The organism is Pseudomonas fluorescens, from assembly GCF_902497785.1.
GTDB classification, from domain to species: Bacteria; Pseudomonadota; Gammaproteobacteria; order Pseudomonadales; family Pseudomonadaceae; genus Aquipseudomonas; species Aquipseudomonas fluorescens_BO.
In genome coordinates, this window is the sequence record NZ_CABVHK010000019.1 from 1 (window position 1) to 23,183 (window position 23,183).

A 23,183-nucleotide genomic window follows, 5' to 3' on the forward strand; every position below is an offset into this window, starting at 1 on the left:
CAACCTCTGGCCTGATGCGAATCCCCTGTGGGAGCGAGCCTGCTCGCGATGGCGACGTGTCAGGCGACGAGTTTTTTGAGGGTGTACATATCCATTCCTGCGGCCACGGCCGCTAATGGTTTCGCCCTTACGGCGAGTCACTTTGAAAAGCGCAAAGTAACCCAACGCTCTTGCCCCACCACTCGGCACCTCGCTCTGGCTCGGTGTGCCCTCACTCCGGCATTGCTCCGCGGGTCGCCGCGAAGGGCCATCCTTGGCCCAGCGCGGCTAAACCGGCATCCTTGCCGGTTTTCCCGCTGCGCAATACCTGCGTTCGGCCAGCGTGGTTTTATGGGGCGCCTAGATCAAAATCAAAAACGAGGCGGCCTGAGAGCCGACCTGACGGTGAGCTCGATCAGGCCATCGGCGCTGAACACCAATGCCATGCCCCACAACAATTCCCTGTGGGAGCGAGCTTGCTCGCGATGGCAATTTATCATCCAGCATCCACGTCGACTGACACGCCGCTATCGCGAGCAAGCTCGCTCCCACAGGGAAATTGCTCGGCCCAGAGGTTGTACACGATCAAACCAGCGAAGCGCGCCCGCTTGATGCCTCGGTCGGCCCGAAGGCCGCCGCGGTGTTGATGTTGATCTTGATCCTGGGCGCCCCGTAAAACCACGCTGGCCGAACGCAGGCATTGCGTAGCGGGGAAACCGGCAAGGATGCCGGTTTAGCCGCGCTGGGCCAGGGATGGCCTTTCGCGGCGACCCGCGGAGCAATGCCGGAGTGAGGGCACACCGAGCCTAGGCGAGGTGCCGAGTGGTGGGGCAAGAGCCTTTGCTTACTTTGGGCCGGGCCGCGCAGGCTTTTCAAAGTGAGTCGCCGTAAGGGCGAAACCAATAGCCGCCGTTACCGCAGGAATGGATATGTACTCAGCCAACAAGATAAAAGTTGGCTGTCAGGCCGCCTTCGCGGGCAAGCCCGCTCCCACAGGGTTCTGTGTATGTGCGGGGAATGAGTCCACTTGCAGGGGCTGCGACCGGTTGGAAAGAGCCTTCGTCTGTAGGACAAATCCACAACTACATCGCCTTGCGCCTTTGCCTACAACTACGCCAGAATCCGCCGGCTTGTGTGCCTTGGCTCTGGTCTCTAATGTCTGCGCATCGCTGCCAATTCAGCGATCGGGTTTAGCAGCTCGGACAATTCAAGGCACGCAGTGTCGCCCCCTGACCCTTCCGCGCGAATGTTGCGCGGGCAGGTCTGCGTTTATGGTGGCTGTGCGTGGGGCACTTCGGTGCGCCGGGTTCCTTGATCCCTGGTCTGCTAACCCGCGTACAGTCGCCACCTCTTGTTTAGCAGCAATGTGTGGCGACTCCATCGATCAAGGAGCTTCACCATGCCAAAAGCAACCCCCAACCCCCCAGAATCAACCCCCGAAACCGATCCAGCCTTCGACCTGGGTTTCGATCCCGCCGATCTAAAAACCTCATCCCCCCACACCCCCACCACAATGTATTCAATCACCCCGGGCATCGACACCGAAACCCTGTTGGCAAGCGCCTGCGAATCCCTGGCTTCAGCCAGCGTCATGGCCTGCGATTTCGCAGTATTTGTGAGCGGCCCGCAGCGCAAGATGTTGTTGGGCATCCAGCAACTCATCATGCTGGCCGACCTGGCGGTGAACCGAGCGCTGGATAACATCGAACCGCAACAATAGACGCTGACCCCTGTGGCGAGGGAGCTTGCTCCCGCTGGGCTGCGCAGCAGCCCCTAACCTGGTAAATGCAATCGTTCTGCCACACCGCATGTGCCGGATTTGCGTCTGCTGCGCAGCCGAGCGGGAGCAAGCTCCCTCGCCACAGGTGAATTCAGTTGGACCGCGTTATCGACCATGGTGGGAACGCCGCCCGGAGCAGGCTCGCTCACAGTGGGAAGTTTTTGGGGCGTAGCATTGGGGTTCTACGCCGATAGCCTGGTCGGACTAACCGTCAGGTCGGCCCGAAGGCCGCCGAGGTTTTGATTTTGATCTTAGGCGCCCCGTCAAACCACGCTGGCCGAACGCAGGTATTGCGCAGCGGGGAAACCGGCAAGGATGCCGGTTTAGCCGCGCTGGGCCAAGGATGGCCCTTCGCGGCGACCCGCGGAGCAATGCCGGAGTGAGGGCACACCGAGCCCAGGCGAGGTGCCGAGTGGTGGGGCAAGAGCGTTGGGTTACTTTGCGCTTTTCAAAGTGACTCGCCGTAAGGGCGAAACCAATAGTCGCCGTTACCGCAGAAATGGATATGTACACCTTCAAAAAACTCGTCGCCTGACCCACAGTCTTCGCGAGCAGGCTCGCTCCCACAGGGGAACTGCGCTGGGCAGCTAAAAAAACCGCGACCCATGATCGCGGTTTTTTTTCGTCTCGCCATTACTGCTGCAACACAGTCGCCTGGTTCGCCGTACCCATTTGCTGAACCGTCGCCGTCTGGGTCACGCCACTCTGGTCAACATTGGCAATGTTGCCGGTACCGCCCTGGGTCACGAACGCCACGTTCATCATGTCAGCCTGTTTCACAGTGATTTGGTTATCGCTACCCGACTGGCTGGTGTTCGCCAGGTTGCCCGTGCCTTCCTGATCGAACGAGGTGCTGTTGCCCGTGCCGTTGCTGGAACCCGACGCCAGGTTGGTGGTGCCGCGCTGGTCGGAGATGAGGATGTTGTCGCTGCCGTTCTGGTCGAAGTACAACTCGTTGTAGCTGTCGGCCTGGCTGACTTTCGTGGTGTTGGCGGTGCCCGTCTGGTTGGTGGTCATGATGTGGCCGACGCCGTCCTGGGTGAAGTTGGCCACGTTGGCAGTGCCGGTCTGGTTGATGGTTGCGCGCTGGTTGCTGCCGAACTGACCACCTTTCTGCGGACCTTTCCAGTTGCTGGCGTAGACCTTGTTTTCGCTGCCCACCGAGTTGGCGGTGAGCACTTGGCTGGTGCCGGTCTGGTAAGTGAAGTGCACGTTGTTCGTGCCCTCCTGGTACAGCGCCAACGTCGAGCCGAAGGAGTCGAACTGATCGGCATAGATCGCGTTGAGGTCGCCCACCTGCAGCACCTGAGCGACGTTGTTGTCGCCGAAGCTCTGGTCGACCACGGTTTCGTTGGTCGAGCCGATCTGGTCAACCGTCGCCTGGCTGGCAGTTTGCGAGTCTTGCCAGATTTCGGTGCCGTTGAATTCGCCGAGCTGGTTGATGGTCGCGGTGCCGCCGATGCCGAAGCTCTGGTCGGCGTAGGCGTAGTTGCCTTCGCCCGTCTGGTTGACGTTGATCTGGCCGGCCATGTGCCCGACCTGTTCGGCGGTGCCGTAGTTGGCGGTGCCGAACTGAATGACCGTCGCGTTGTTGCCGATGCCCAGCGCCAGTTGTTCGATGTTGGCCTCGTTGGCCTCACCGAGTTGGGACGTGTGCGCCGTGTTGGCTTCCTGTTCTTCCTGATAGATGAACGAGAAGTTGGTGCTGCCTTGCTGTTGTTGCAGTGCTTCGTTGCTGCCCAGGCCAATCGACTGGCTGGCATGACTGACGTTGCCGCTGCCGATCTGTTGCTGAGTGATGGTGCCGTTATTTTCAAACAGCTGCTCGGCGTAACCGGCGTTGAAATCACCGATCTGAAACTGCTCGATGGTGCCGGTCGCGGTGTCCTGCAACGCGGCGGCGTCGTTGCCTTGGCCGAGTTGCGACTGGAAGGCGGAACTGAACGGCGCCGCGGTCTGTTTCACATCGGCGATGTTCGCGGTACCGGTCTGGTCCTGGGTGGAAAGGCTGTCGTCGGCCATCGCCTGGGCACTGACAATGACCAGGATGGCGGCGGTGAGGGGCGTCAGTTTGAACATGATGAAACCTCCAAGTGGTGCAGTGCTTTAGCGGTATTGTTTGACCGAAACGCTCATGCCGTTTCCCGACTGGTTCACGGCGCTGGAAAGCCCCGCGCCGGCCTGGTCGATGCTGGCGTCGTTGTTGTTGCCGTTCTGGGAAATCTGCGCGCGGTTCTGGCTGCCGGCCTGCCTGATGGCAGCGGCGTTGCCGGAACCTTGTTGAGTGATCAATGCCATCAGGTCGCTGCCCTGTTGCAGGATGAACGCTTCCTGATTGCTCCCCGACTGAACGATGGTGCCGAGCAACGACTGACCGTTCTGTTGCACCAGTGCGACGTTGGCCTGGCCGTTCTGATTGATCAGCGCTTGCACGCCCACCGGCGGTGGTAGCTCGCCGAGGTCGGCGCCGGGCGCGAGGTCGTCGTTTTCCATCAAGTCATCGGCGCGCGCGCCCGCACCGCTGCAAAGCAGAAGCAGGCAGAGCAGGGCGGCGGTCGAGGTTTTCATGGCGTTGTCCTTTGGGTAGAGGCCCGCCCCATCAACCTGCGGTCGATGGGGCGAGGGCTCAGTTGGAGACCACCGACACCGAGCGCACGGTGCCTTGGGACGAGGTGATGGTGGCCGTCGGGTTCGCCGACGGAATCACCGTGGTGCTGTTGCTCACCGTCAGCCGCCAGCGTCCGGTCAGCGGCACCGTGGTGCTGCCCAGCGTTACCAGGCCGGTCGGGGTGGTTACCTGAACGGTGATGGTGTTGCCGGTGGTCACCGATGAAGTACCGGTAAAGTCCCAGTTGAAGCGGTTATTGGAACGGGCCGTCACCGTGGCCGCTGTGACTGCGAAGGTTTCCGCAGCAGGCCGTGGCGAGACTTGCACCGTGACCGTGGCCGGCGCCGAGAGGGCGCCGAAGCTGTCCCGGGCGACGTAGTTGAAGGTCGTGGTGAAGGCCGTAGTGACGACAGCCGGTGGGGTGTAGGTCAGCACTGTGCCGTTGCTGGTGACGCCGCCGCGACCTTGCGCCGGTTGACCGAAGCTGGCGACCGCGAGCGGCACGTTGCCTTCCGGATCGGTGTCGTTGGCCAACACGTTGATCGGCACCGCCACGCCCAGCGTCGCGATGCTGTCCGCAACCGCCACTGGAGGCTGGTTAGGCGCCACGGTAATGGTCACGGTCGCCGCAGCGGTCGAGGCCAGGCCTTTGACGTCTTGAGCCTTGTAAGTGAAGGTCGCGGTCAGTGGTGCATCGACCACGGCGGGCGGTGTGTAGACCACCGCCGTGGTGCCGCTCAGAGCCACGGTGCCTTGGCCGGCAGCCGGTGGGATCAGCGCGGTGATGCTCAGTGGCGTGTTGCCGTCCGGGTCGCTGTCGTTGGTCAACAGGTTGAGGGTGATCGGGATACCAAAGCTGGTGCTGCCACTGTCGGCGACCGCCAACGGAGCCTGGTTTTCACCGGAATCCGGCGCAGTACCGACGACCACCACGGGCTCAGTGTCGTTGCCGCCAGCGGCGGATTTGATGGTGACGCTGGCCGGTGGTTGCGCCAGATCGGCAACGGTCAGGCGTTGCAGGGTGCCGGTTTTCGACAGGCGTCCGAAACCCTGGGCGACCATGTCCGGCACCGCCACTTCGTCTGAAGAGGTGGCCTCGATCAGCAGGGTTTTGTTGCTCCAGTTGTAACGCGCGGTCTGGACTTTCACCACGTCGGTGATTTTGCTCGACACTGCCGTTGGCCGGTGAGTGCCACTCGGGTCGGTCGCGGTCACCACCACCACCGGAGGCACCGTGGCACCGGTCAGGCGATGGCCGAAGAACTGGCCGGCATTGTCGCCGAGCATGTTGATCAGGCAAGGCGTCAACGGTGGTCCGGAAACCAGCGCCACGCTTTCGCGGAAGCACACGCTCGAACCGTTGGTGGATTTGCCAAAGACCTCAACCCGGGTGCTGCTGGTGCCCGGACCTGACGAGGTGCGGCGGTAGGTGGCGCGGCCGATCTCCACCGGTGTTTGTGCGCGGCTGTCGAGGACTTTGCCGGACACGGTAAAAAGTGTGGTCTGGATGGTCCCGGCCGGGCCCTGAACACGCAGGAAGTTGTTGTTGAACGGGCTGCCGGTGACCGCTTCAGTCAGGTTCGGATCGCCCACGAACGTCTCGATGGCGCCGGTGTCCGGGTTCACTTCGGTGTACGGACCATTGACGCTGCGCAGGAAGGGCCCGACCTCGCCGTTGAGCGCGCCCGCGAAGTTGCCGGGTGCGCCGATGCCAATGTCGCGGGTGATGTTGATCGCCCGGCGGCCCGGCGTGGTGACGTTGACCGTTTCCACGCCATACGGGTGAGTAATGGTGTAGGTCCCGGCGATCGGAATGTTTATCCGCAGACGAATCCGCGCGAAGCTGGCCTGGTCGCCGTCGACCGGGTTTTCCGAAGCGAACGCCGCTTCGATCCCGGCCACGTAGGCGTCTACGCCATAGCCCCCGACATCGGCGATGGTGGTCTCGGCGAGGAACCAGAACGTCTCCGGCGGCCAGTTATCCGGGAACACCATCGGCTGGGTATCGTCGTAGACACCAGGCTCTGCATTCAGGATGCACATGTAGGCGGGCGCGCCGGGAGCGCCAGGTGAACGCGAGCTGGTGGCCCGCGACTGGCACAGTTCCAGTGAGAGCAAATTGCTGTCCTGGTACCACATGGGAAATTTCCCCGTGGCAAAGGTGTAGGGGCCGGTATCGACGGCAGCGAGTTGCGCGAACGCACTGCCGGACAGCGAGAGAGTCAGCCCGAGCGCGTTGAGCGCGAAGCGTGGCCACTTGTTCATGATGCCTCCTGATACGGATCTGGGCATGAGAGCGTTCATTGCACGATGACCACTTCTTCGGTATCGGTGCCGCCATTGGATGACGTCACCCGAACCTTGGCCGGTGGAATCGGCGAGATGCCGGTCGACAGGGTTTTCTCTGCGCCGTTGCCACTGAGGGCGCCGATGGCGACACCCGTGCCGGAGGTGACGGTGAGTACCGGTGGCGATGTTTCATCGCTGGTCGAAGCCACGACCGTGATTTGTCCGCTGTTCAGGCTGTATTCGGCGCGTGAGATCACCACCAGGTCGGTGAGCGGCATGGACAAGGAAGTCGGTGTGCTGCTGGGGATGGCCAGGTGGTTGTCGGCGGTCACCACCAGGCTGCTCGGCAACGTCGGGTTAGTGGATGACTGGGCGTACCAGTGGCCGGTGGTGTCGGCTTCGGTCAGGTTCAGCACCGGGGTGTTGCTGTCCAGGGTCACGGTGGCCGGTGGTGGCGGGGCCATGACGAAGACATCCTGCTGGGCCACCGGAGCGCTGCTACCCGCCTTGCGCGAGTAAGTGCTGCGCTCGGCAATCATCGGAGTTGGCCGCACCACGGTCGACAATTTGCCGGAAATGCCCATTACCGTCGTGCGCAAATCCAGTCCGTTAGGCCCTTCAATGCGGATGTAGTTGGTATTGAAAGGGCTGCCGGTGAAAGCCTCTTGCAGGTTCGGATCACCCACGAACTGCTCGGCTGAACCGGTGACCGGGTTGGTCTCGGTGTAAGGGCCGTTGACGCTGCGCAGAAAGGGACCGATGTCGCTTTTGAGGGCGCCGTCGTAGGTTTTCGGCGAGCCGATGCCGATGTCCCGGGTCATGTTGATCGCGCGGTCTCCACCGGCAGGAACGTCGAATATGTCGACGCCGTAGGGGTGGGTGACGGTGTAGACGCCAGCCGTGGGCACGTCGACCCGAATCCGGATGCGGCCAAAACTGACCTGGTCGCCTTCCACCGGATCTTCAGCGGCGAAGGCGGCTTCGATGGCGCTGACATACGTCAGGTCGATGCCCCGAGCGGCGTCGACGATGGCGCCGTCGCCGGTGAACCAGAATGATTCATCGGGAAAGTTGCTCGGGAAAACGATGGGTTGGGTGTCGTCGAATACGCCGGGCGTCGGATTCAAAACGCACATGTAGGAGGGCGCACCGGGCGCACTGGGCACCCGTGAACTGACCGCCTTGGACAGGCACAAGTCGAGGGTTCGACCGTGGGAGTCCTGATACCAGGCAGCAAAAGCGCCGGTGGCGGGCAGGTAGGGTCCGGGATCAACAGCATAGAGCGCCGCGTGGGCGACGCCTTGGGCCAGAGCGCTCACGACCAGGGCGATCGTGGTTTTGGACAGTAAAGGGTGCATGAGTATTCCCTCTATCAGAGACCTGCCCCTCGGGGATGGGTCAGTTGATGAGGCTTCGGCAACTTCCGTACCAATCGTCGAAAACTGCCCGAAGAGGCCCGGATTCAGGGCTTTTCAGACTCAAGCAGGCGCTGAACGGCGCTCGCCCATACGGGCCACAATCCCCAGCATTGGGGGCAGATGGGGTGAGCGGGGCGATTGGGGTATGTGGGGACCCAAGGTCGGGCAAACGGCTATGAGTGGGCTATAACCAATGGGGGGAATCGCCGGGGAAGTCTGTCCATGAATATGCCCACGCAAGCACTTCGTACCGACGACGGCGAGAACGTGCGCCCGAGCGCGCGCCGGCAGCCGTTCAACTTGCTGCGCTGGTTTTCGCTGGTCAGCATGGCGGTGATCGGCACCGTGGCGGTGGCCCTGGGGTCGGTGTCCACGCGGTTCGTGATTACCGAGAGCGTACAGCGCGATGCATTGCTCACGTCGCAGTTCATTCAGGCGATAGCCTCGGCCGAGGTGCGCCATGTGTCGATCCCGAATGTGCGGACCATGGGCGAGCTGCTGGACCCGCGCAAGGACCGGGATTTTCCCGACGTCGACCCGATGGCCCGCGCCAATGCCCGGGGCGAATTCCTCGACCATATCGAACACTTGCCGGACGTGATCCTGGCCAACATCTACGCCCCCGACCGCATGGTGATCTGGTCCACCAACCCGGCCTTGATGGGCACGACGATCCATGCCGACGAGGACCTGGACGAGGCGTTTTCCTCGAAGACGCCGGTGTCGGCCAGTTATCACGACGTGGACCACGCACGGATGGAACAGAAATTCATCACGCCGCCGGAATACATCTTCATCGAAAACTACATTCCGCTGTTCGCTGCCGACGGCAAGCACGTGACAGCGATGGTCGAAATCTACAAGGAACCCAAGGACCTGATCGACCGCATGGAGCGCGGCCTGGTGTTGATCTGGCTTGCCACCGCGCTGGGTGGCGGGCTGATTTACCTGGGCCTCTACTGGATTGTGCGGCGGGCGGCGATTCTGCTGGCGGCGCAGCAGAAACAACTGATCACCAACGAAACCTTTGTCGCCCTCGGTGAGATGTCCTCGGCGGTGGCGCACAGTTTGCGCAACCCGCTGGCGACCATTCGCTCCAGTGCCGAACTGGCGCTGGAATTCGACACCGGCCCCGCGCACAAGAACATCAACGACATCATTGGCCAGGTCGATCGCATGTCGAAGTGGGTCAGGGAATTGCTGCAATCCTTGCGACCACTGCATGACGAACCGGAACCGGTGAACCTTGTCGCGGCGTTGCACGACAGCCTGATGGCCTTCGAGCAGCAGATCGCCAAGACCGGGGTTAACGTCGTGTTCGAGCCGCAGGAAACGCCCATGGTCCTGAGTCAGTACATGCAGCTGTCGCAGATCCTCAACAGCTTGCTGGCCAATGCACTGGAGGCCATGGACAAGGGCGGCACGCTGACCATTACCCTGGAACCCACCGATGCCCGGGGCGTCAGTGTGGTGATCAGCGACACTGGCAAAGGCATGAACGAGGAACAACGCAGCATGGCGTTCCGGCCGTTTTTCACTACCAAGCAAGGCGGGTTGGGTGTCGGGCTGGTGCTGGTCAAACGAATCATGGAGCGTTGCGGCGGCACGGTGAGCCTCGACAGCCGGGAAGGCAAGGGCACGTGCGTGCGCCTGTCGTTCAAGCGGGTTCCCTGAACCCGGGGATGAACTGTCCCCGGTAGCGGGTGTTATTCCCCAGTTCTTAGCTGGGCACGACCTGCAAGCGTCGATAACTAGCTGTTTTCTATGAAAATAACTCCAGTTTTCGACAAGGGTGAAAATCTGGCGAGCTCTTTGCAAAGTCCCCATCAACACTGACCGGGCCTTCGACTTCCTTCAAATAATCAGCGCACACATGGGCCGCGTTGAGCACCTGCGCATCCGTTTCAGGTGACCAGGTTGCGATAGCGGCGAAATAGAATCACCGAGCCGTCGGGCTCGGACAATGCCACCTACACTGTTCGCAAACGCCAGTGAAAAGGCTCCATGCCCGTACGCAGGATCCCGCCCATGCAGATACTCGAACAACACAAAGTAGCTGCGCCGCCGAGCACCTCGGCGGGCGATTGCATGGGCTGGCGTGGGCAGTTCAATTTGCTGCGCTGGTTTTCCTTTGGCAGCTTCGTGATCATCGCCGCCGTGGCGCTGGGGCTCGGTTATATTTCCACGCGGTTTGTGGTCGAGGAGAACATCGAACGTGATTCCATGTTAACCGCGCAATTCGTCCAGGCCATCGGTGCCGCTGAGATTCGCCACGCCTCTATTTCTGCGAACCGGACCATGGGCGAGATGCTCGATCCGCGTCAGGACAATGCTTATCCCGATGTCGATCCGGGGGCCCGTGCCTCCTCGCGCATCGAGTTTCTCGATCATGTGGAGCATTTGCCCGACCTGTTGCTGGCCACGGTATACGCTCTGGATCGCACGGTGGTCTGGTCGACCAATCCTGAGTTGATCGGCGTGCGTATTGAAGGTGATGAGGAGCTGGACGAATCCTTCGAGATGAAAGAAGCGGTGTCCACCAGCTACCACGAGATCAATGAAGAACGTCCCGAGCAGAGACTTCTGCGCGAGCCCCAATACCTGTTCATCGAGAACTACATTCCGATGTTCAACGCCGACAAAAGCAAAGTGATTGCCATGGTCGAGGTCTACAAGGAACCGGCGGACCTGGTGGAGCGCATCCAGCGCGGCTTCAGGGCGATCTGGCTGGCGACCGCGCTCGGCGGCGCTGCCATCTACCTCGGGCTGTTCTGGATTGTGCGACGTGCGGCCAAGCTGCTCGAGAGTCAGCAGAAACAGCTGGTCGCCAACGAGACCTTCGTCGCCCTGGGGGAAATGTCCTCGGCGGTGGCCCACAGCTTGCGCAATCCGCTGGCGAACATTCGCTCCAGCGCCGAGCTGGCCCAGGAAATCGCCAGCCAGAATGCGCAGAAAAACATTGGCGACATCATCAATCAGGTCGACCGCATGTCGCGCTGGGTTCGCGAGTTGCTGGTGTCGTTGCGGCCGGTGAGTAACGACAGTGAAACAGTCGACCTGGTGCTCGCCATCGACGACACCCTGAGTGCCTTCGACGCGCTGATCAAACGCAGCGGCGTCGAAGTGCGTTTCACGCCCAAGGCCTGCCCGCCGATCGTCAGCCAGCAGGTGCTGCTGACGCAAATTCTCAATAGCCTGTTTGCCAACGCGCTGGAAGCCATGCCCAAGGGCGGCGTACTGAGCATCGAGATTGAATCGTCGCAGGCCGGCCACCTGTGCATGACCCTCAGCGATACCGGCAAGGGCATGAGCAAACAGCAGCAGCAAATGGTCTTCAAGCCGTTTTTCACCACCAAACAAGGCGGGTTGGGCGTCGGCCTGGCCCTGGTCAAACGAATAATGGAACGCTTCGAGGGCTCGGTCGAACTGACGAGTCAAGAGCAGGAAGGAACCCGCGTCAGTCTCAACTTTAAAGTGGCAACGGGAGAGGACTATGGAGCACAGCATTCTGTTGGTCGAGGATGACGAACTCCTCGCCGAGAACATTCAGACCTACCTGGAGCGCAAAGACTTCGAGGTGACGGTCTGCCACTCGGCCGAAGATGCGTTGGAGCAATTGAGCACGTTCGCTCCGGATGTGGTGTTGACCGACAACTCGTTGCCGGGCATGAGCGGTCACGATCTGATCCAGAAGTTGCGCATCAGCGCGCCGGACCTGAAAGTGATCATGATGACCGGCTACGGCAATGTCGAAGACGCCGTGGTGGCGATGAAGGAAGGCGCGTTTCACTACGTGACCAAACCGGTGGCCTTGCCGGAGCTCAAGCTGCTACTCGACAAGGCCCTGGCCACTGACCGGATGGAGCGCACGCTGTCGTTCTATCAGGAACGCGAGGCGCAGAAATCCGGCGTGCAGGCGCTGATCGGTTCATCGGCGCCAATGCTTTATCTCAAAGGCACCATCGCGCAGTTGCTCGACGCCGAGCGCCGCATGGCCAACACCGACCTGCCGCCGGTGCTGGTGGAAGGCGAGACCGGCACCGGCAAGGAACTGGTCGCCCGGGCGCTGCACTTTGACGGCCCGCGTGCCAAGGGGCCGTTCATTGAATTCAACTGCGCGTCGATTCCCTCCAACCTCGTCGAGTCGGAACTCTTCGGCCACGAGAAGGGCGCGTTCACCGACGCCAAGGACCGCCGCGTCGGTCTGGTGGAAGCGGCCGATGGCGGCACGCTGTTTCTCGATGAAGTCGGGGAAATGGACCTGCTGCTGCAAGCCAAACTGTTGAAGTTGCTGGAAGACCGGACCATTCGCCGGGTCGGCTCGGTGAAGGAGCGCAAGGTCGATTTGCGGGTGATCAGCGCCACCAACTGCAACCTCGAGCAAATGGTCCAGCAGGGCAAGTTCCGCCGCGACCTGTTTTTCCGTTTGCGCATCATCTCGATCAAGGTGCCGCGCCTGTACGCCCGGGGCGCCGACATCCTGTTGCTGGCCCGGCATTTCCTGGCGATCCATGGCAAACGCTATGGCAAGCCGAACCTGCATTTCAGCGACCAGGCTGAAGAGTTGCTGCTCAGTTACAGCTGGCCGGGCAACGTGCGCGAACTGCGCAACATGCTCGAACAAACCGTGCTGCTGGCACAGGCCGACACCGTCGCCGCGCACCAGTTGAACGTGTGCCTGAGCCTGGTGGATGAACCGCTGGTGATGCCCGAGGCGCAATACCACGCCGAGCCGCGTGCGCTGTACAACGGCAACGAGTCGATGAACCTGCCGGAAGTAGAGCGCGACATGGTGCGCAAGATGCTCGACAAGACCGACTGGAACGTCACCAAATCCGCACGGCTGCTGGGCCTGAGCCGCGACATGCTGCGTTACCGCATCGAAAAACTCGGCCTCGCACGCCCGGACAAACGTCAGTGGTAAACCGGCGTCGCCTGGCCCTGCCCACTGAGGCAGGCCAGCAGGCAGGTCGGGTCGACGACTTCTTCGTTGACGTAGACGCCGCGTTCCGGGTCGTAGGACCGGATGAACACACGCACGGTGGCATCGGCAACCGTTGGCAGGCGTGAATCAGAGAAGACGTGCTCGCTGGCGATCGGGATGAAATCCATGGGCGCTGTCGGAATGTACGAACCCGGCGGCACCGTGCTCAGGGTCGGTGGAACGGGGTGAGCGAAGGGCTGGTCGGCGCCGTAATAGTTGAAATCACTGCTGTAGTCGGACGTGGGTGTCAGCGTGTCATTGGCCTGCACGCCGGGGGCGGCAGTCAGGCCGAGGATGAACAACAGCGTCAGATCGGTGTGTGTCATGGCAGCACCTGCGAAATCGGTTTTTCACGCATTTCCCCAAGGCCATTAACTATAGCTGCCGGACGTGAGCGTTGCCGGGCTTACAAGATTCCTACAAACCACGAATGGGTTTTAATAAGTCGCTGATCTAGACTCGGCCCGGTCAATCAAGACCCGAGCTCTGGAGCGCGCAATGGAAATGCCGACACAACAAACAGCCATCGCCAGCAACCGCGATGCCTGGAATGATTCTGCCCGCCACCACAAAGACAACCCTGAATGGCCGTTACTATTGAAGGCCGTCACCCAAGCGGATTTTTCCTGCCTCGACGACACCTTGCGCGGTGTCCTGGAGCAGGTTGGCGTGGATGGCAAGGACGTGGTGCAACTGGGCTGCAACAATGGCCGCGAAAGTCTTTCGCTGTTTGCGCTGGGTGCCCGCAGTGTGGTCGGTGTCGACCAGTCCGGGGCGTTTCTGGAACAGGCGCGCGAACTGGCGGCCCGCTCGCCGCACGCGGCTGAATTCATCGAGTCTGACATCCACCAATTGCCGGTTGAGCTGCACAGCCGTTTCGATGTAGCGCTGATCACCATCGGCGTCCTGAACTGGATGCCGGACATCGGCGAATTCTTTCGCCACGTCGCCCAGACCCTCAAGCCTGGCGGCGCGCTGGTGGTGTATGAAACCCACCCGTTTCTGGAAATGGTCGACCCCGAAGCGGCCGATCCTTATGCCCTGACCACTTCGTATTTTCGCAGCGAACCGTTCGTGCAGGACCAGCCGATTGTCTACGAAGGCAAAGTCGAACAGAAGGCCGCGACGTCCTACTGGTTCGTTCACACCTTGAGCGCAATCTTCACCGGCGCCATTGAGGCCGGCTTGCAGATCAGCCACTTCAAGGAGTACCCGCACTCCAATCGCGAGGAACTGTATGACCGCTATCTGCAACGCGAGGCGCAGTTGCCGTTGTGTTTTACGTGGGTGGCGGTGAAGCAGGCAACCTGATCAGAAGGGTCTTTCAGAGTCCCGAGTGATTTACCGGGTGACCAGGTTGCGCGCAGAGATCAATGCCAAGGGCATGGATGACCTTTAGAACAGTGTCGAATCGTGGTTTTGCACCGGGAGCGAAGGCCTTGTACAGGCTTTCGCGCCCCATACCCGAATCCTTGGCAATTTGCGTCATACCTCGCGCTTTTACGACATATCCGATAGCGCGAAGAAATTCCTCGTTGTCGCCGTCTGCCAACACTTGGGAAAGGTACTCACTGATGGCTTCGTCACTGTCCAGCAGTGCGGCCATATCGAATGTAGTCAAAGTCTGGCTCATGGTAAAACCTCCTTTGCCATTTTTTTCGCCCGCTTGATGTCAGCGGGTTGCGAAGATTTGTCACCACCGACCAGCAGTACGATGACGACGTTGTTGCGCATAGTGAAGTAGACCCGATAGCCGGCCCCGACGTCCACGCGCATTTCAGAAACACCATCGCCCACCGGCTTTACATCCCCAAGATTACCCGCAGAAGCGCGGTCAATGCGACGGGCGATTGCGATCTTCGCCCGCAAGTCACGGATCGAGGCATGCCATGTCACGAAAATCGTGGTTTGTTGAATGAGATAATTCATCGCTCGAATGTATTCATTTGAATACGAATGAGCAGTCAGGCAGTTCCTTGGCTTTGTGTGTTTTTTCCCGCAAGTGTGTGGGACGTTGGACGTCGCCGTTGATTACCGCGACTTGCAGTGCATCGACGTGGCGGTTCAACCATCCCCAACGAACAAAAACCATGCAGGGCCGCTATCCTTGCCCCACGCCCCTCAATCAGGTTCCCCCATGCTGCAGGTCCAAGGCGTCTTCAAAAGCTACGCCACACCGCAGGGTACGCTGCCGGTGTTGCAGGGTGTCGACCTGGCGCTGAAACCCGGCAGCAGTCTGGCGCTGATGGGCGAGTCGGGCAGCGGCAAGAGCACCTTGCTGCACCTGATCGCCGGGCTGGACAAGGTGGACAGCGGCAGTATCCGCAGTGGCGACTACCAACTTGAGCGGATGAGTGAGGGGCAACTGGCGAACTGGCGACGGACTGAAATCGGTCTGGTGTTCCAGCAATTCAACCTGATCGGCAGTTTGCGCGTAGAGGACAATCTGGCGTTTCAGGCGCGTCTGGCCGGGCGCCATGATTTGCGCTGGCAGGCGCATCTGGTCCAGCGTCTGGGGTTGGGTGATTTGCTGCGACGTTACCCGGAGCAGTTGTCGGGTGGCCAACAGCAGCGGGTCGCGCTGGGTAGGGCGTTGGCGTCGCGACCCACATTGCTGCTGGCCGACGAGCCCACCGGCAGCCTCGATGAAACCACCAGCGATGAAGTGCTGAAGTTGTTGCTGGAACTGCTCGACGACAGCCCGACGACTTTGCTGATGGTCACGCACAGCCCGAGAGTGGCCGCACGACTGGCAGAAAAAGTGGTGCTGCACCGTGGTCGCCTGGCTGGCGCGGACGAGCGCTGAGGTGCGGGTTTTTCGCGAGACATTGCGCGCGCTGTTCAGCCATTGGTGGCAGCATCCGGTGCAATTTTTCAGCGTATTGACCGGGCTTTGGCTGGCCACCAGCCTGCTGACCGGCGTGCAGGCGCTGAACAGTCAGGCCCGGGAAAGTTATGCCCGGGCCAGTCAGCTGATCGGCGGCGAACCTCAGGCCAGCCTCAGTGCGCCCGGGGGCGGGACGTTTCCTCAAGCGTGGTTTGTCGAGCTGCGCCGTGCAGGGTGGCCGGTGTCGCCGGTGTTGCAGGGGCGCGTGACGCTCGAGGGCCATGAAGATCAGCGCTTGCAACTGATGGGCATCGACCCGGTTTCCCTGCCGACAGGTTCAGCGGTGGCCGGGCGGGCGATGGACATCGAGCAAGTGGTCGGGTTTTTCACTTCGCCGGGCGCTACCTGGATCGCACCGCAGACCTTGCAGGCCCTGGATTTACCCGAAGGCGGGCAACCTTCCACGGTGACCGGCGAGGTGTTGCCGCCACTGCACGTGCAAACCGACATGGCCCCCGGCGTGTTGCTGGTGGACATCGGCTTCGCCCAGCAGATTCTGAAGCTGCCGGATCAACTCTCGCGGCTGCTGCTGCCCAAGGATTTCACCGCGCCCTTGCCTGATCAATTCAAAGGCCAGCTCCAATTCAAAACCAGCGGCGAAGAGAACAATCTCGCGCGCCTGACCGAAAGCTTTCACCTGAACCTTGATGCCTTGGGTTTTCTGTCTTTCGTGGTGGGTCTGTTCATCGTTCACGCTGCCATCGGGCTGGCTCTGGAACAACGTCGAGGGCTGCTGCGAACCCTGCGCGCCTGTGGCGTCAGCGCCCGGATGTTGATTGCTGGTCTGGCCGTTGAACTGGGTGGGCTGGCGCTGATCGGCGGCTTCTTCGGGGTTGCCAGCGGCTACCTGTTGGCGAGCGTGCTGCTGCCGGACGTCGCCGCCAGTCTGCGCGGCTTGTACGGCGCCGAAGTGGCGGGGCAGTTGAGCCTCAGTCCCGGGTGGTGGCTCAGCGGACTCGGGCTGAGCGTGCTCGGTGCGTTGCTGGCAGGCGCCAACAGCCTGCTGCGTGCGGCGCGATTGCCGTTGCTGGCATTGGCTGACCCGCAGGCCTGGCATCAGGCTCACGCGCGCTGGTTGCGGCGTCAGGCGTGGGTCGCGGCGATGATGGGGGTGGTCGCACTGCTGGCGCTGATCTTCGGCGACAGCCTCGGCAGTGGATTCGTGTTGATGGCAGCGCTGCTGATCGGCGCCGCGCTGGCGCTGCCGGTGGTGCTCAATACCGTGCTCAACCTGGCGTTGCATCGCAGCCGTTCAGTACTCGGCCAATGGTTTCTCGCTGACTGCCGCCAGCAATTGCCGGCGCTGAGTCTGGCGCTGATGGCGCTACTGTTGGCCCTCGCGGCGAACATCGGCGCCGGCAGCATGACCGCCGGTTTCCGCCAGACTTTCAGTGACTGGCTCGAACAACGCCTGACCGCCGAGCTGTACGTGAACCCGCAGAATCCGGGCCAGGCCCGGGGGTTGCAGACCTGGCTCACACAGCAGCCGTCACTCACGGCAGTGCTGCCCAACTGGCAGGTGTCGATTCAGTTGCAAGGCTGGCCGGCAGACGTTTTTGGCGTGATCGATCACCCGACCTATCGCCAGCACTGGCCATTGCTGGAGTCCTTGGGCAACGACCCGTGGGGCCAACTGGCCAAGGCTGATGCACTGATGCTCAGCGAACAACTGGCGCGGCGACTGAAGGTGCGTCTCGGCGACGACCTGATGATCCCGACTCCCGGCGGACAGTGGTCGGCGCAAATCGTCGGAATCTACGCCGATTACGGCAATCCCAAAGGCCATATCCTGATCAATGTCGATCATCTGCTGCGCGGTTGGCCGCAGCTGACGCCCAACCGTTTCAACCTGCGCATCGAGCCGGCCTTGATTCCGGCGTTCCTGAAAACGCTGCAAACCCGTTTCGAACTGGATGACAGCCGCATCGTCGATCAGGCCCGGCTCAAAGGCTGGTCCACCCAAGTGTTTGAGCGCACCTTCGCCGCCACCGCCGCACTGAACAGCCTGACCCTGGGCGTTGCCGGTGTGGCGCTGTTCATCAGCCTGCTGACCCAGAGCCAGAGCCGCCTCGGCCAACTCGCGCCGCTGTGGGCGCTGGGCGTGACGCGTCGGCAATTGATGCTGCTCAACCTCGGGCAAACCTGGTTATTGGCGGTGCTGACGCTGGTGCTGGCGCTGCCGTTGGGCATCGCGCTGGCGTGGTGCCTGGACACGGTGATCAACGTTCAGGCATTCGGTTGGCGCCTGCCGTTGCGGCTCTTTCCATTGCAGCTGTTGCAGTTGATGGGGCTGGCGTTGCTTGCGACCTTGCTGGCATCGGCGTGGCCGCTGTACTCGCTGTATCGCACGCAACCGGCGGACCTGCTGAGGACCTTTGCGCATGAGGATTAAGCTCGCTCTGCTGGGTGTTCTGCTGTTGAGTGGTTGCGACAACCCGGCGCCAGTCGAAAAAGGATTCGCCGGTCTCGGCGGTGACGCCGTCACCTTTACATCGGTGGTGCCGGGGCGGGCGTTCAGTTTTCCGGCGGATCACGGTGTTCACGATGGCTTTCGGATCGAGTGGTGGTACGTCACCGCCAATCTCAAGGACGCTCAGGGCCGCGAGTTCGGCGTGCAATGGACGTTGTTTCGCAGCGCACTGAAAGCGGCGCCCGAGGTGGCGGGGTGGGCCAACCAGACAATCTGGCTGGGGCATGCGGCAGTGACGTCGGCAAAGGTGCATCACGCGGCCGAACGCTATGCCCGCGGCGGTATCGGCCAGGCCGGCGTGAGTGTGCAGCCGTTCAACGCGTGGATCGACGATTGGCGATTCGGCGGTCAAGGGGCCGATGCGCTGGCCGATCTGCAACTCAGCGCGCGTGACAAGGATTTCAGCTATCAACTGCGCCTGACGTCCACGCGTCCGCCGGTGCTTCAGGGCGACAAGGGTTTCAGCCAGAAATCCGAACAGGGCCAGGCGTCGTACTACTACAGCCAGCCGTTTTTTCAGGCCAGCGGGACGTTGGAAATCGACGGCAAGTCCTATCAAGTCAGCGGTCCGGCATGGCTTGATCGCGAATGGAGCAGCCAACCGTTGACCGCCAACCAGACGGGCTGGGACTGGTTCTCCCTGCACCTGGACAGCGGTGAACAGGTGATGCTTTACCGAATGCGGCACAAGGATGGCGAGCCGTATCTCACCGGAACCTGGATCGATGCTCAGGGCCAGACGCAGGTGTTGCATGCCAGCGACATCAGCCTCACGCCGCAAGACACCGCCAAGGTCGCCGGGCGTTCGATGCCCGTACGCTGGGCGATCAAAATCCCCGGCAAGCAACTCGATGTCAGCATCACTGCACTTAATCCCAATGCCTGGATGGATTTGCGCATCCCTTACTGGGAAGGGCCGGTGCGCCTGAGCGGCAGTCACGGCGGGCAGGGTTATCTGGAGATGACCGGGTATTAGATTCACGGGTTTGTAGGAGCTGGCGAAGCCTGCGATCTTTTGATTTGTATCTTCAATCGACAGGAACTCCAGCCGCCACCCGGCTCTCTACCGTACGAACGCCCAACAGGAGCCCGCCATGAGCGACGACCTCAAACCACCCGACCTTGCCGCGTGGCAGCGCCTATTTGAAGACAAGACCTATTGGCAGCAATCCCCCGACGCGCATTACGCGGCGTTGCTACGAGTCGCCGACGACTTGCTGGGGCAGGGCGCCATCGACCTCGATCAATGGCAGGCCCTTAAATCCAAAGCCGATCAATCCCACAAAGACTCGCCCGCCGTGAACGTCGCCAAAGAAGTCGACGACCCCGAGGCCTGAGGAAACCACCATGAAACCCCAATCGCCTGATCCCTCGGAACACCCCGACGAACCGCGCCCGCCTGGCGAAGTCGAGCGCGACAATGACGCGTTGCGCCCTACCGATCCAACCCGTCGCAAGGACAGCGGCAAAGGCACCGACAGCGGCGAATCCACCGCGCAGGAAACTGCGAAGACTCCCTGACAGCATCTAGCGCAGAAACACAAACGGCGCTGAACTTTGCTTCAGCGCCGATTGCTGCCCATTCAAAAAATCTGAAAGACCTGAGTGTAGGAAAGAGCATTGTGCTGACTTATATCGATACTTTGAAAGTGTCTGCCCGGCTTTAAAGTCATGTATCAACTCCAGCGTTATTGTTCTTTGTACAACTTGGTGTACAAGAATAATCGATCTTTATGGTCGAACCGGTGAGTTTCACAGGTGTATGTAAGTCATATTTAAGCCGACGTTCAATCATTGTTCGCTAAATTTCATGTTATAGGCGCGGACATAGGCAAAAACTTCAACTAATATATCGCCCGTTCGCCCAGTGACGGGGCTCTTTACCAGTGCAAGGATTGCCGAGGCCTCTACACTGGGCGAACACCTTCTATGATTGCGTAGCGCCTTGAATCACCGTATCGAGCACATGACATTGCAGATGCCATTCGAAGTGCCCCGGGTAATTGCTCGATTTATTGGCGAAGCCGCCCTTGTAGCCGACGAAGTCGGTGAGTCTCCCTGTCACGTTTACGGGTTTACCCGTGGGAATGACCGCTTCTTTCTCAAAGCTTGCGCCGCAGTTTATGCAGCCACTACCTACAGCGTCTTGCGTGAAGCTCGCGTGTTGGAATGGGTAGATGCTCATCTGTGCGTGCCAGAAGTTGCAGTCGTTGCCGAGAGCGCCGAAGGCGAGTTCATGATCACGCGCTGTGTTCCAGGGGAACCATTACAAGCACGCAGCCACGATCAGGGCGCGGTGTTAGCGCTGTTTCGCGAGGCGCTCCGTCAGTTACAGGCAGTACCCATCGCTGATTGCCCGTTCGATGCAAGTGCTTCGTTGCGCCTGAAAGAGTTGGAATATCTGTTCGCGCGTGATCTGTGTGAGAAAGACTACGACTTTCAACAGTGGCCGAGCCTGAACACGCCCGAGGAACTGCTGGTCCGCCTGCACGCCACGCTACCAAGCGAGGAATCGGGGTTCAGCCATGGCGATCTCTGTGACACCAATGTTTTTGTTGATGCACATGACCAACTGCACTTCATCGACCTGGGTCGTGGTGGCATCGCTGATCGCTGGCTGGATATCGCGTTTGTCCATCGTAACCTGCGGGAAAATGTCTCGCAGAATGTTGCGAACAAGTTTCTTGAAGAGCTGGGTGAGGCTGACCAACCTGTCAAACGGGGGTTTTTTGAACAGTTGGATGAGCTGTTCTAACAGTCTCTTTTGATCCGGCCGGTTGGACTGCTGGAAAGCTGCAGGAAAGCCGGTTTGTGCAGCAGGCTTTCGAGGTCCAGGGAGCGCTTTTAGCTGACCAGTTCCACCTCAAACACAAACGGCTGGCTGATGGCTTCCCGACCTTGCAGGGACAGGACCTGAAAGTCACTGGAAAGGCCTTCGATGGTCAGGGCAAAGTGAATCTGATAGGCCGGCGCGAACATCCTTTTTCCTCGTGCAGTGCTGCGGCGCTCGCCAGCACCCGGGCAGGGCGCTTGCAGGCGCGAACATTCTGGAGCGGCGTAAACAACATCGACCAGCAGAGCTGGCCGATGCTTGAAACGGTCGGCCAGACTTAGCCAGCGACCGGGGAACGCCAGTCATCGGAACCCGAAGTACCGGATACTTCGTGGGTCCAGGTGATTTTGCGGTAGCTGAATTGCACCTCTTCCAGGTGCGTGAAGTGCGAGTTCGACGGGTCCTGGCAGTTGTGCATTTTGTTGTTGATGGCGACGATGATCGCGTCTTCCAGTTTGGTGGTGTAGTAGTGCTCCTGGGTACCTTGAGCCGAGGTGCGGAACCACTGGATAACGATTTCGCTCATGCGCTCGCCGGTAGTCAACGCCGCTTGCAGCAATGGCGAAGCCTTGTCGTAGACCTTGGTGATCACGACGGGCTGGTGTGTGCGCTGGCCGGTTGGTTGGCCGGATTGCGGGTCGCGCGGGATGATCACGTCGTGGCTGAACGCCTGAATCATGACCTGGTCTTCATGACCTTCCTGGTAGGTGTTGCCAACCGAGTCGGCAGTGAATGCGCCGGCAGTGATCAGACCTTGTTTTTCGCCAGTGACGGACATGTATGCTGGTGTTGCCATGGATGCTCTCCTTGCTGAATAAATAAGGGTGCCCGGGAGGCGGTATCGCTCGGTGGGGAGCTGACCGTTATCAAGGTCCGTGCCAAAAGCACTGAAAGCTATTCAAATCAGGGTGTTGAAGTGGTTTTGGTTTTGCGCGGAGGGTTTCGCGCAACGATCACTACGACAAGTGCGCAAGAACTTGCGCAGCACTGCGCAACTTCTTGCTCACTTGGCTGGAACCCCTCACAGGCCGAGCGATCAGCGCCGGAGCAGCATCACCGACCGCAGCGATTGCGCAACTTCTTGCGCATCAAGGCGGTTGGCCATCACCGGCTGCCGGTCGTCTTGTTCGCGCAGAATCGCTCGCGGAACGGCTAGGGTGAGAAGTGCAACGAACTGCGCAGTCCGGTGGTCGAACTCAGCGCCGAGATGACTGAACATTCCCCGCATTCAAGGAGCGCGACATGAAAATCCTGATGGTTCTGACGTCCCACGATCAGTTGGGTGACACGGGTAAGAAAACCGGCTTCTGGCTGGAAGAATTCGCCGCACCGTATTTCGCTTTCAAGGACGCTGGCGCGCAGTTGACGCTGGTTTCACCCAAGGGTGGCCAGCCGCCGCTGGATCCGAAAAGCGATGAGCCTGACGCGCAGACCGCGGCCACCGATCGCTTTCGCAAGGACTCCGCCGCCCAATCCGCACTGGCGTCGACCGCGTTGCTGAGCAGCGTGAGGGCCGAGGATTACGACGCCGTTTTCTATCCGGGCGGCCATGGTCCGCTGTGGGATCTGGCCGAAGACAAGGTGTCGATTGCCCTGATCGAGGCTTTCAACGAGGCGGGCAAACCCGTTGCATTGGTTTGCCATGCGCCGGGTGTATTGCGTCACGTCAAAGGGGCGGATGGTCAGCCTCTGGTCAAGGGCAAACGGGTGACGGGCTTCACCAACTCTGAGGAAGAGGCCGTGCAATTGACCGATGTCGTGCCGTTTCTGGTGGAGGACATGCTCAAGGAGAAGGGGGGGATTTATTCCAAGGGGGATGACTGGGCGAGTTATGTGCAGACTGATGGTCTGTTGCTCACCGGGCAGAATCCGGCGTCGTCCGAAGCCGCGGCCGAGGCGTTGTTGGCGAAGTTGAAATAACCCTAAAAGATCGCA

At 60.7% G+C, this 23,183-nt stretch carries 21 protein-coding genes and 1 pseudogene; 12 read left to right on the forward strand and 10 right to left on the reverse strand.

The features are described from left to right. The first annotated feature begins 1,378 nt into the window (after window positions 1-1,378). A complete protein-coding gene (locus tag F8N62_RS24945) occupies window positions 1,379-1,699 on the forward strand; it encodes a DUF6124 family protein (protein WP_150713169.1) in 321 nt (106 codons plus the stop codon). Between the two features lie 693 nt (window positions 1,700-2,392). Here F8N62_RS24945 and F8N62_RS24950 read toward each other — a convergent pair. The 4 genes from F8N62_RS24950 to F8N62_RS24965 are packed head-to-tail and all read right to left on the reverse strand — an operon-like array spanning window position 2,393 to window position 8,014. Continuing rightward, window positions 2,393-3,838, reverse strand: coding sequence for a curlin (locus tag F8N62_RS24950; protein ID WP_150713170.1), 1,446 nt, complete (start codon window positions 3,836-3,838; stop codon window positions 2,393-2,395). 27 nt (window positions 3,839-3,865) lie between these two features. Continuing rightward, on the reverse strand, window positions 3,866-4,327 hold the full coding sequence (locus tag F8N62_RS24955; RefSeq protein WP_150713171.1) for a curlin: 462 nt from the start codon (window positions 4,325-4,327) through the stop codon (window positions 3,866-3,868). Between the two features lie 58 nt (window positions 4,328-4,385). Continuing rightward, window positions 4,386-6,632 (reverse strand): Ig-like domain-containing protein, encoded by a 2,247-nt coding sequence (locus tag F8N62_RS24960; RefSeq protein ID WP_150713172.1) that lies wholly within the window; start codon window positions 6,630-6,632, stop codon window positions 4,386-4,388. Between the two features lie 35 nt (window positions 6,633-6,667). After that, on the reverse strand, window positions 6,668-8,014 hold the full coding sequence (locus F8N62_RS24965) for a hypothetical protein (RefSeq protein ID WP_150713173.1): 1,347 nt from the start codon (window positions 8,012-8,014) through the stop codon (window positions 6,668-6,670). Window positions 8,015-8,296: 282 nt separating this feature from the next. On the opposite strand from F8N62_RS24965, the gene F8N62_RS24970 reads away from it, so the two are divergent. The 3 genes from F8N62_RS24970 (at window position 8,297) to F8N62_RS24980 (ending at window position 12,998) form a co-directional block, all read left to right on the forward strand. Continuing rightward, window positions 8,297-9,748 carry a sensor histidine kinase gene (locus tag F8N62_RS24970; RefSeq protein ID WP_150713174.1) on the forward strand — a complete coding sequence of 484 codons (1,452 nt, stop codon included), beginning with the start codon at window positions 8,297-8,299 and terminating at the stop codon, window positions 9,746-9,748. A gap of 354 nt (window positions 9,749-10,102) precedes the next feature. Beyond that, window positions 10,103-11,599 carry a sensor histidine kinase gene (locus tag F8N62_RS24975; RefSeq protein ID WP_150713175.1) on the forward strand — a complete coding sequence of 499 codons (1,497 nt, stop codon included), beginning with the start codon at window positions 10,103-10,105 and terminating at the stop codon, window positions 11,597-11,599. Continuing rightward, entirely contained in the window at window positions 11,568-12,998 is a 1,431-nt protein-coding gene (locus F8N62_RS24980) for a sigma-54-dependent transcriptional regulator (RefSeq protein ID WP_150713176.1), read from the forward strand. Before F8N62_RS24975 ends, F8N62_RS24980 begins: the two co-directional genes overlap by 32 nt. On the opposite strand, the gene F8N62_RS24985 is transcribed toward F8N62_RS24980, so the two are convergent. Further along, window positions 12,989-13,384, reverse strand: coding sequence for a hypothetical protein (locus F8N62_RS24985; protein WP_150713177.1), 396 nt, complete (start codon window positions 13,382-13,384; stop codon window positions 12,989-12,991). The two genes, F8N62_RS24980 and F8N62_RS24985, sit on opposite strands and share 10 nt — an antisense overlap. 172 nt (window positions 13,385-13,556) lie before the next feature. Here F8N62_RS24985 and F8N62_RS24990 point away from each other — a divergent pair, with 172 nt between their 5' ends. Next, window positions 13,557-14,369 carry a class I SAM-dependent methyltransferase gene (locus tag F8N62_RS24990; protein ID WP_150713178.1) on the forward strand — a complete coding sequence of 271 codons (813 nt, stop codon included), beginning with the start codon at window positions 13,557-13,559 and terminating at the stop codon, window positions 14,367-14,369. Window positions 14,370-14,382: 13 nt separating this feature from the next. On the opposite strand, the gene F8N62_RS24995 is transcribed toward F8N62_RS24990, so the two are convergent. Together F8N62_RS24995 and F8N62_RS25000 are read right to left on the reverse strand one after the other, a co-directional pair. Beyond that, window positions 14,383-14,691 carry an addiction module antidote protein gene (locus F8N62_RS24995; protein WP_150713179.1) on the reverse strand — a complete coding sequence of 103 codons (309 nt, stop codon included), beginning with the start codon at window positions 14,689-14,691 and terminating at the stop codon, window positions 14,383-14,385. Next, a complete protein-coding gene (locus tag F8N62_RS25000; RefSeq protein WP_150713180.1) occupies window positions 14,688-14,987 on the reverse strand; it encodes a type II toxin-antitoxin system RelE/ParE family toxin in 300 nt (99 codons plus the stop codon). The genes F8N62_RS24995 and F8N62_RS25000 overlap by 4 nt, the downstream gene beginning before the upstream one ends. A 208-nt stretch (window positions 14,988-15,195) precedes the next feature. Between F8N62_RS25000 and F8N62_RS25005 the strand changes: the two genes are divergently transcribed. From F8N62_RS25005 to F8N62_RS25025, 6 genes are all read left to right on the forward strand, one after another. Further along, complete coding sequence (locus tag F8N62_RS25005; protein WP_150713181.1) at window positions 15,196-15,864, forward strand: ABC transporter ATP-binding protein; 669 nt, start codon at window positions 15,196-15,198, stop codon at window positions 15,862-15,864. Window position 15,865: 1 nt separating this feature from the next. After that, the gene (locus tag F8N62_RS25010; protein WP_150713297.1) at window positions 15,866-18,337 is read left to right on the forward strand and encodes an ABC transporter permease; all 2,472 of its coding nucleotides are present in this window, start codon (window positions 15,866-15,868) and stop codon (window positions 18,335-18,337) included. Next, window positions 18,327-19,391: a lipocalin-like domain-containing protein gene (locus tag F8N62_RS25015; protein WP_150713182.1), complete on the forward strand. Its 1,065-nt coding sequence runs from the start codon at window positions 18,327-18,329 to the stop codon at window positions 19,389-19,391. Before F8N62_RS25010 ends, F8N62_RS25015 begins: the two co-directional genes overlap by 11 nt. A gap of 118 nt (window positions 19,392-19,509) precedes the next feature. Continuing rightward, window positions 19,510-19,752, forward strand: coding sequence for a hypothetical protein (locus F8N62_RS25020; RefSeq protein ID WP_150713183.1), 243 nt, complete (start codon window positions 19,510-19,512; stop codon window positions 19,750-19,752). 10 nt (window positions 19,753-19,762) lie between these two features. Beyond that, entirely contained in the window at window positions 19,763-19,936 is a 174-nt protein-coding gene (locus tag F8N62_RS31575; RefSeq protein ID WP_191632437.1) for a hypothetical protein, read from the forward strand. A 424-nt stretch (window positions 19,937-20,360) separates the two neighbouring features. Beyond that, window positions 20,361-21,170 carry an APH(3') family aminoglycoside O-phosphotransferase gene (locus F8N62_RS25025; RefSeq protein ID WP_224791410.1) on the forward strand — a complete coding sequence of 270 codons (810 nt, stop codon included), beginning with the start codon at window positions 20,361-20,363 and terminating at the stop codon, window positions 21,168-21,170. A gap of 17 nt (window positions 21,171-21,187) precedes the next feature. On the opposite strand, the pseudogene F8N62_RS31580 reads toward F8N62_RS25025, so the two are convergent. The 3 genes and pseudogenes from F8N62_RS31580 to F8N62_RS25040 all read right to left on the reverse strand — a co-directional run. After that, window positions 21,188-21,394 (reverse strand): annotated as a pseudogene (locus F8N62_RS31580) (type VI secretion system tip protein VgrG); the annotation flags it as partial. 131 nt (window positions 21,395-21,525) lie between these two features. Further along, on the reverse strand, window positions 21,526-22,044 hold the full coding sequence (locus F8N62_RS25035; protein WP_150713184.1) for an Hcp family type VI secretion system effector: 519 nt from the start codon (window positions 22,042-22,044) through the stop codon (window positions 21,526-21,528). A 240-nt stretch (window positions 22,045-22,284) separates the two neighbouring features. Beyond that, window positions 22,285-22,467: a hypothetical protein gene (locus tag F8N62_RS25040; RefSeq protein ID WP_150713185.1), complete on the reverse strand. Its 183-nt coding sequence runs from the start codon at window positions 22,465-22,467 to the stop codon at window positions 22,285-22,287. Window positions 22,468-22,490: 23 nt separating this feature from the next. Here F8N62_RS25040 and F8N62_RS25045 point away from each other — a divergent pair, with 23 nt between their 5' ends. Beyond that, the gene (locus F8N62_RS25045; protein ID WP_150713186.1) at window positions 22,491-23,168 is read left to right on the forward strand and encodes a type 1 glutamine amidotransferase domain-containing protein; all 678 of its coding nucleotides are present in this window, start codon (window positions 22,491-22,493) and stop codon (window positions 23,166-23,168) included. Window positions 23,169-23,183 lie beyond the last annotated feature (15 nt).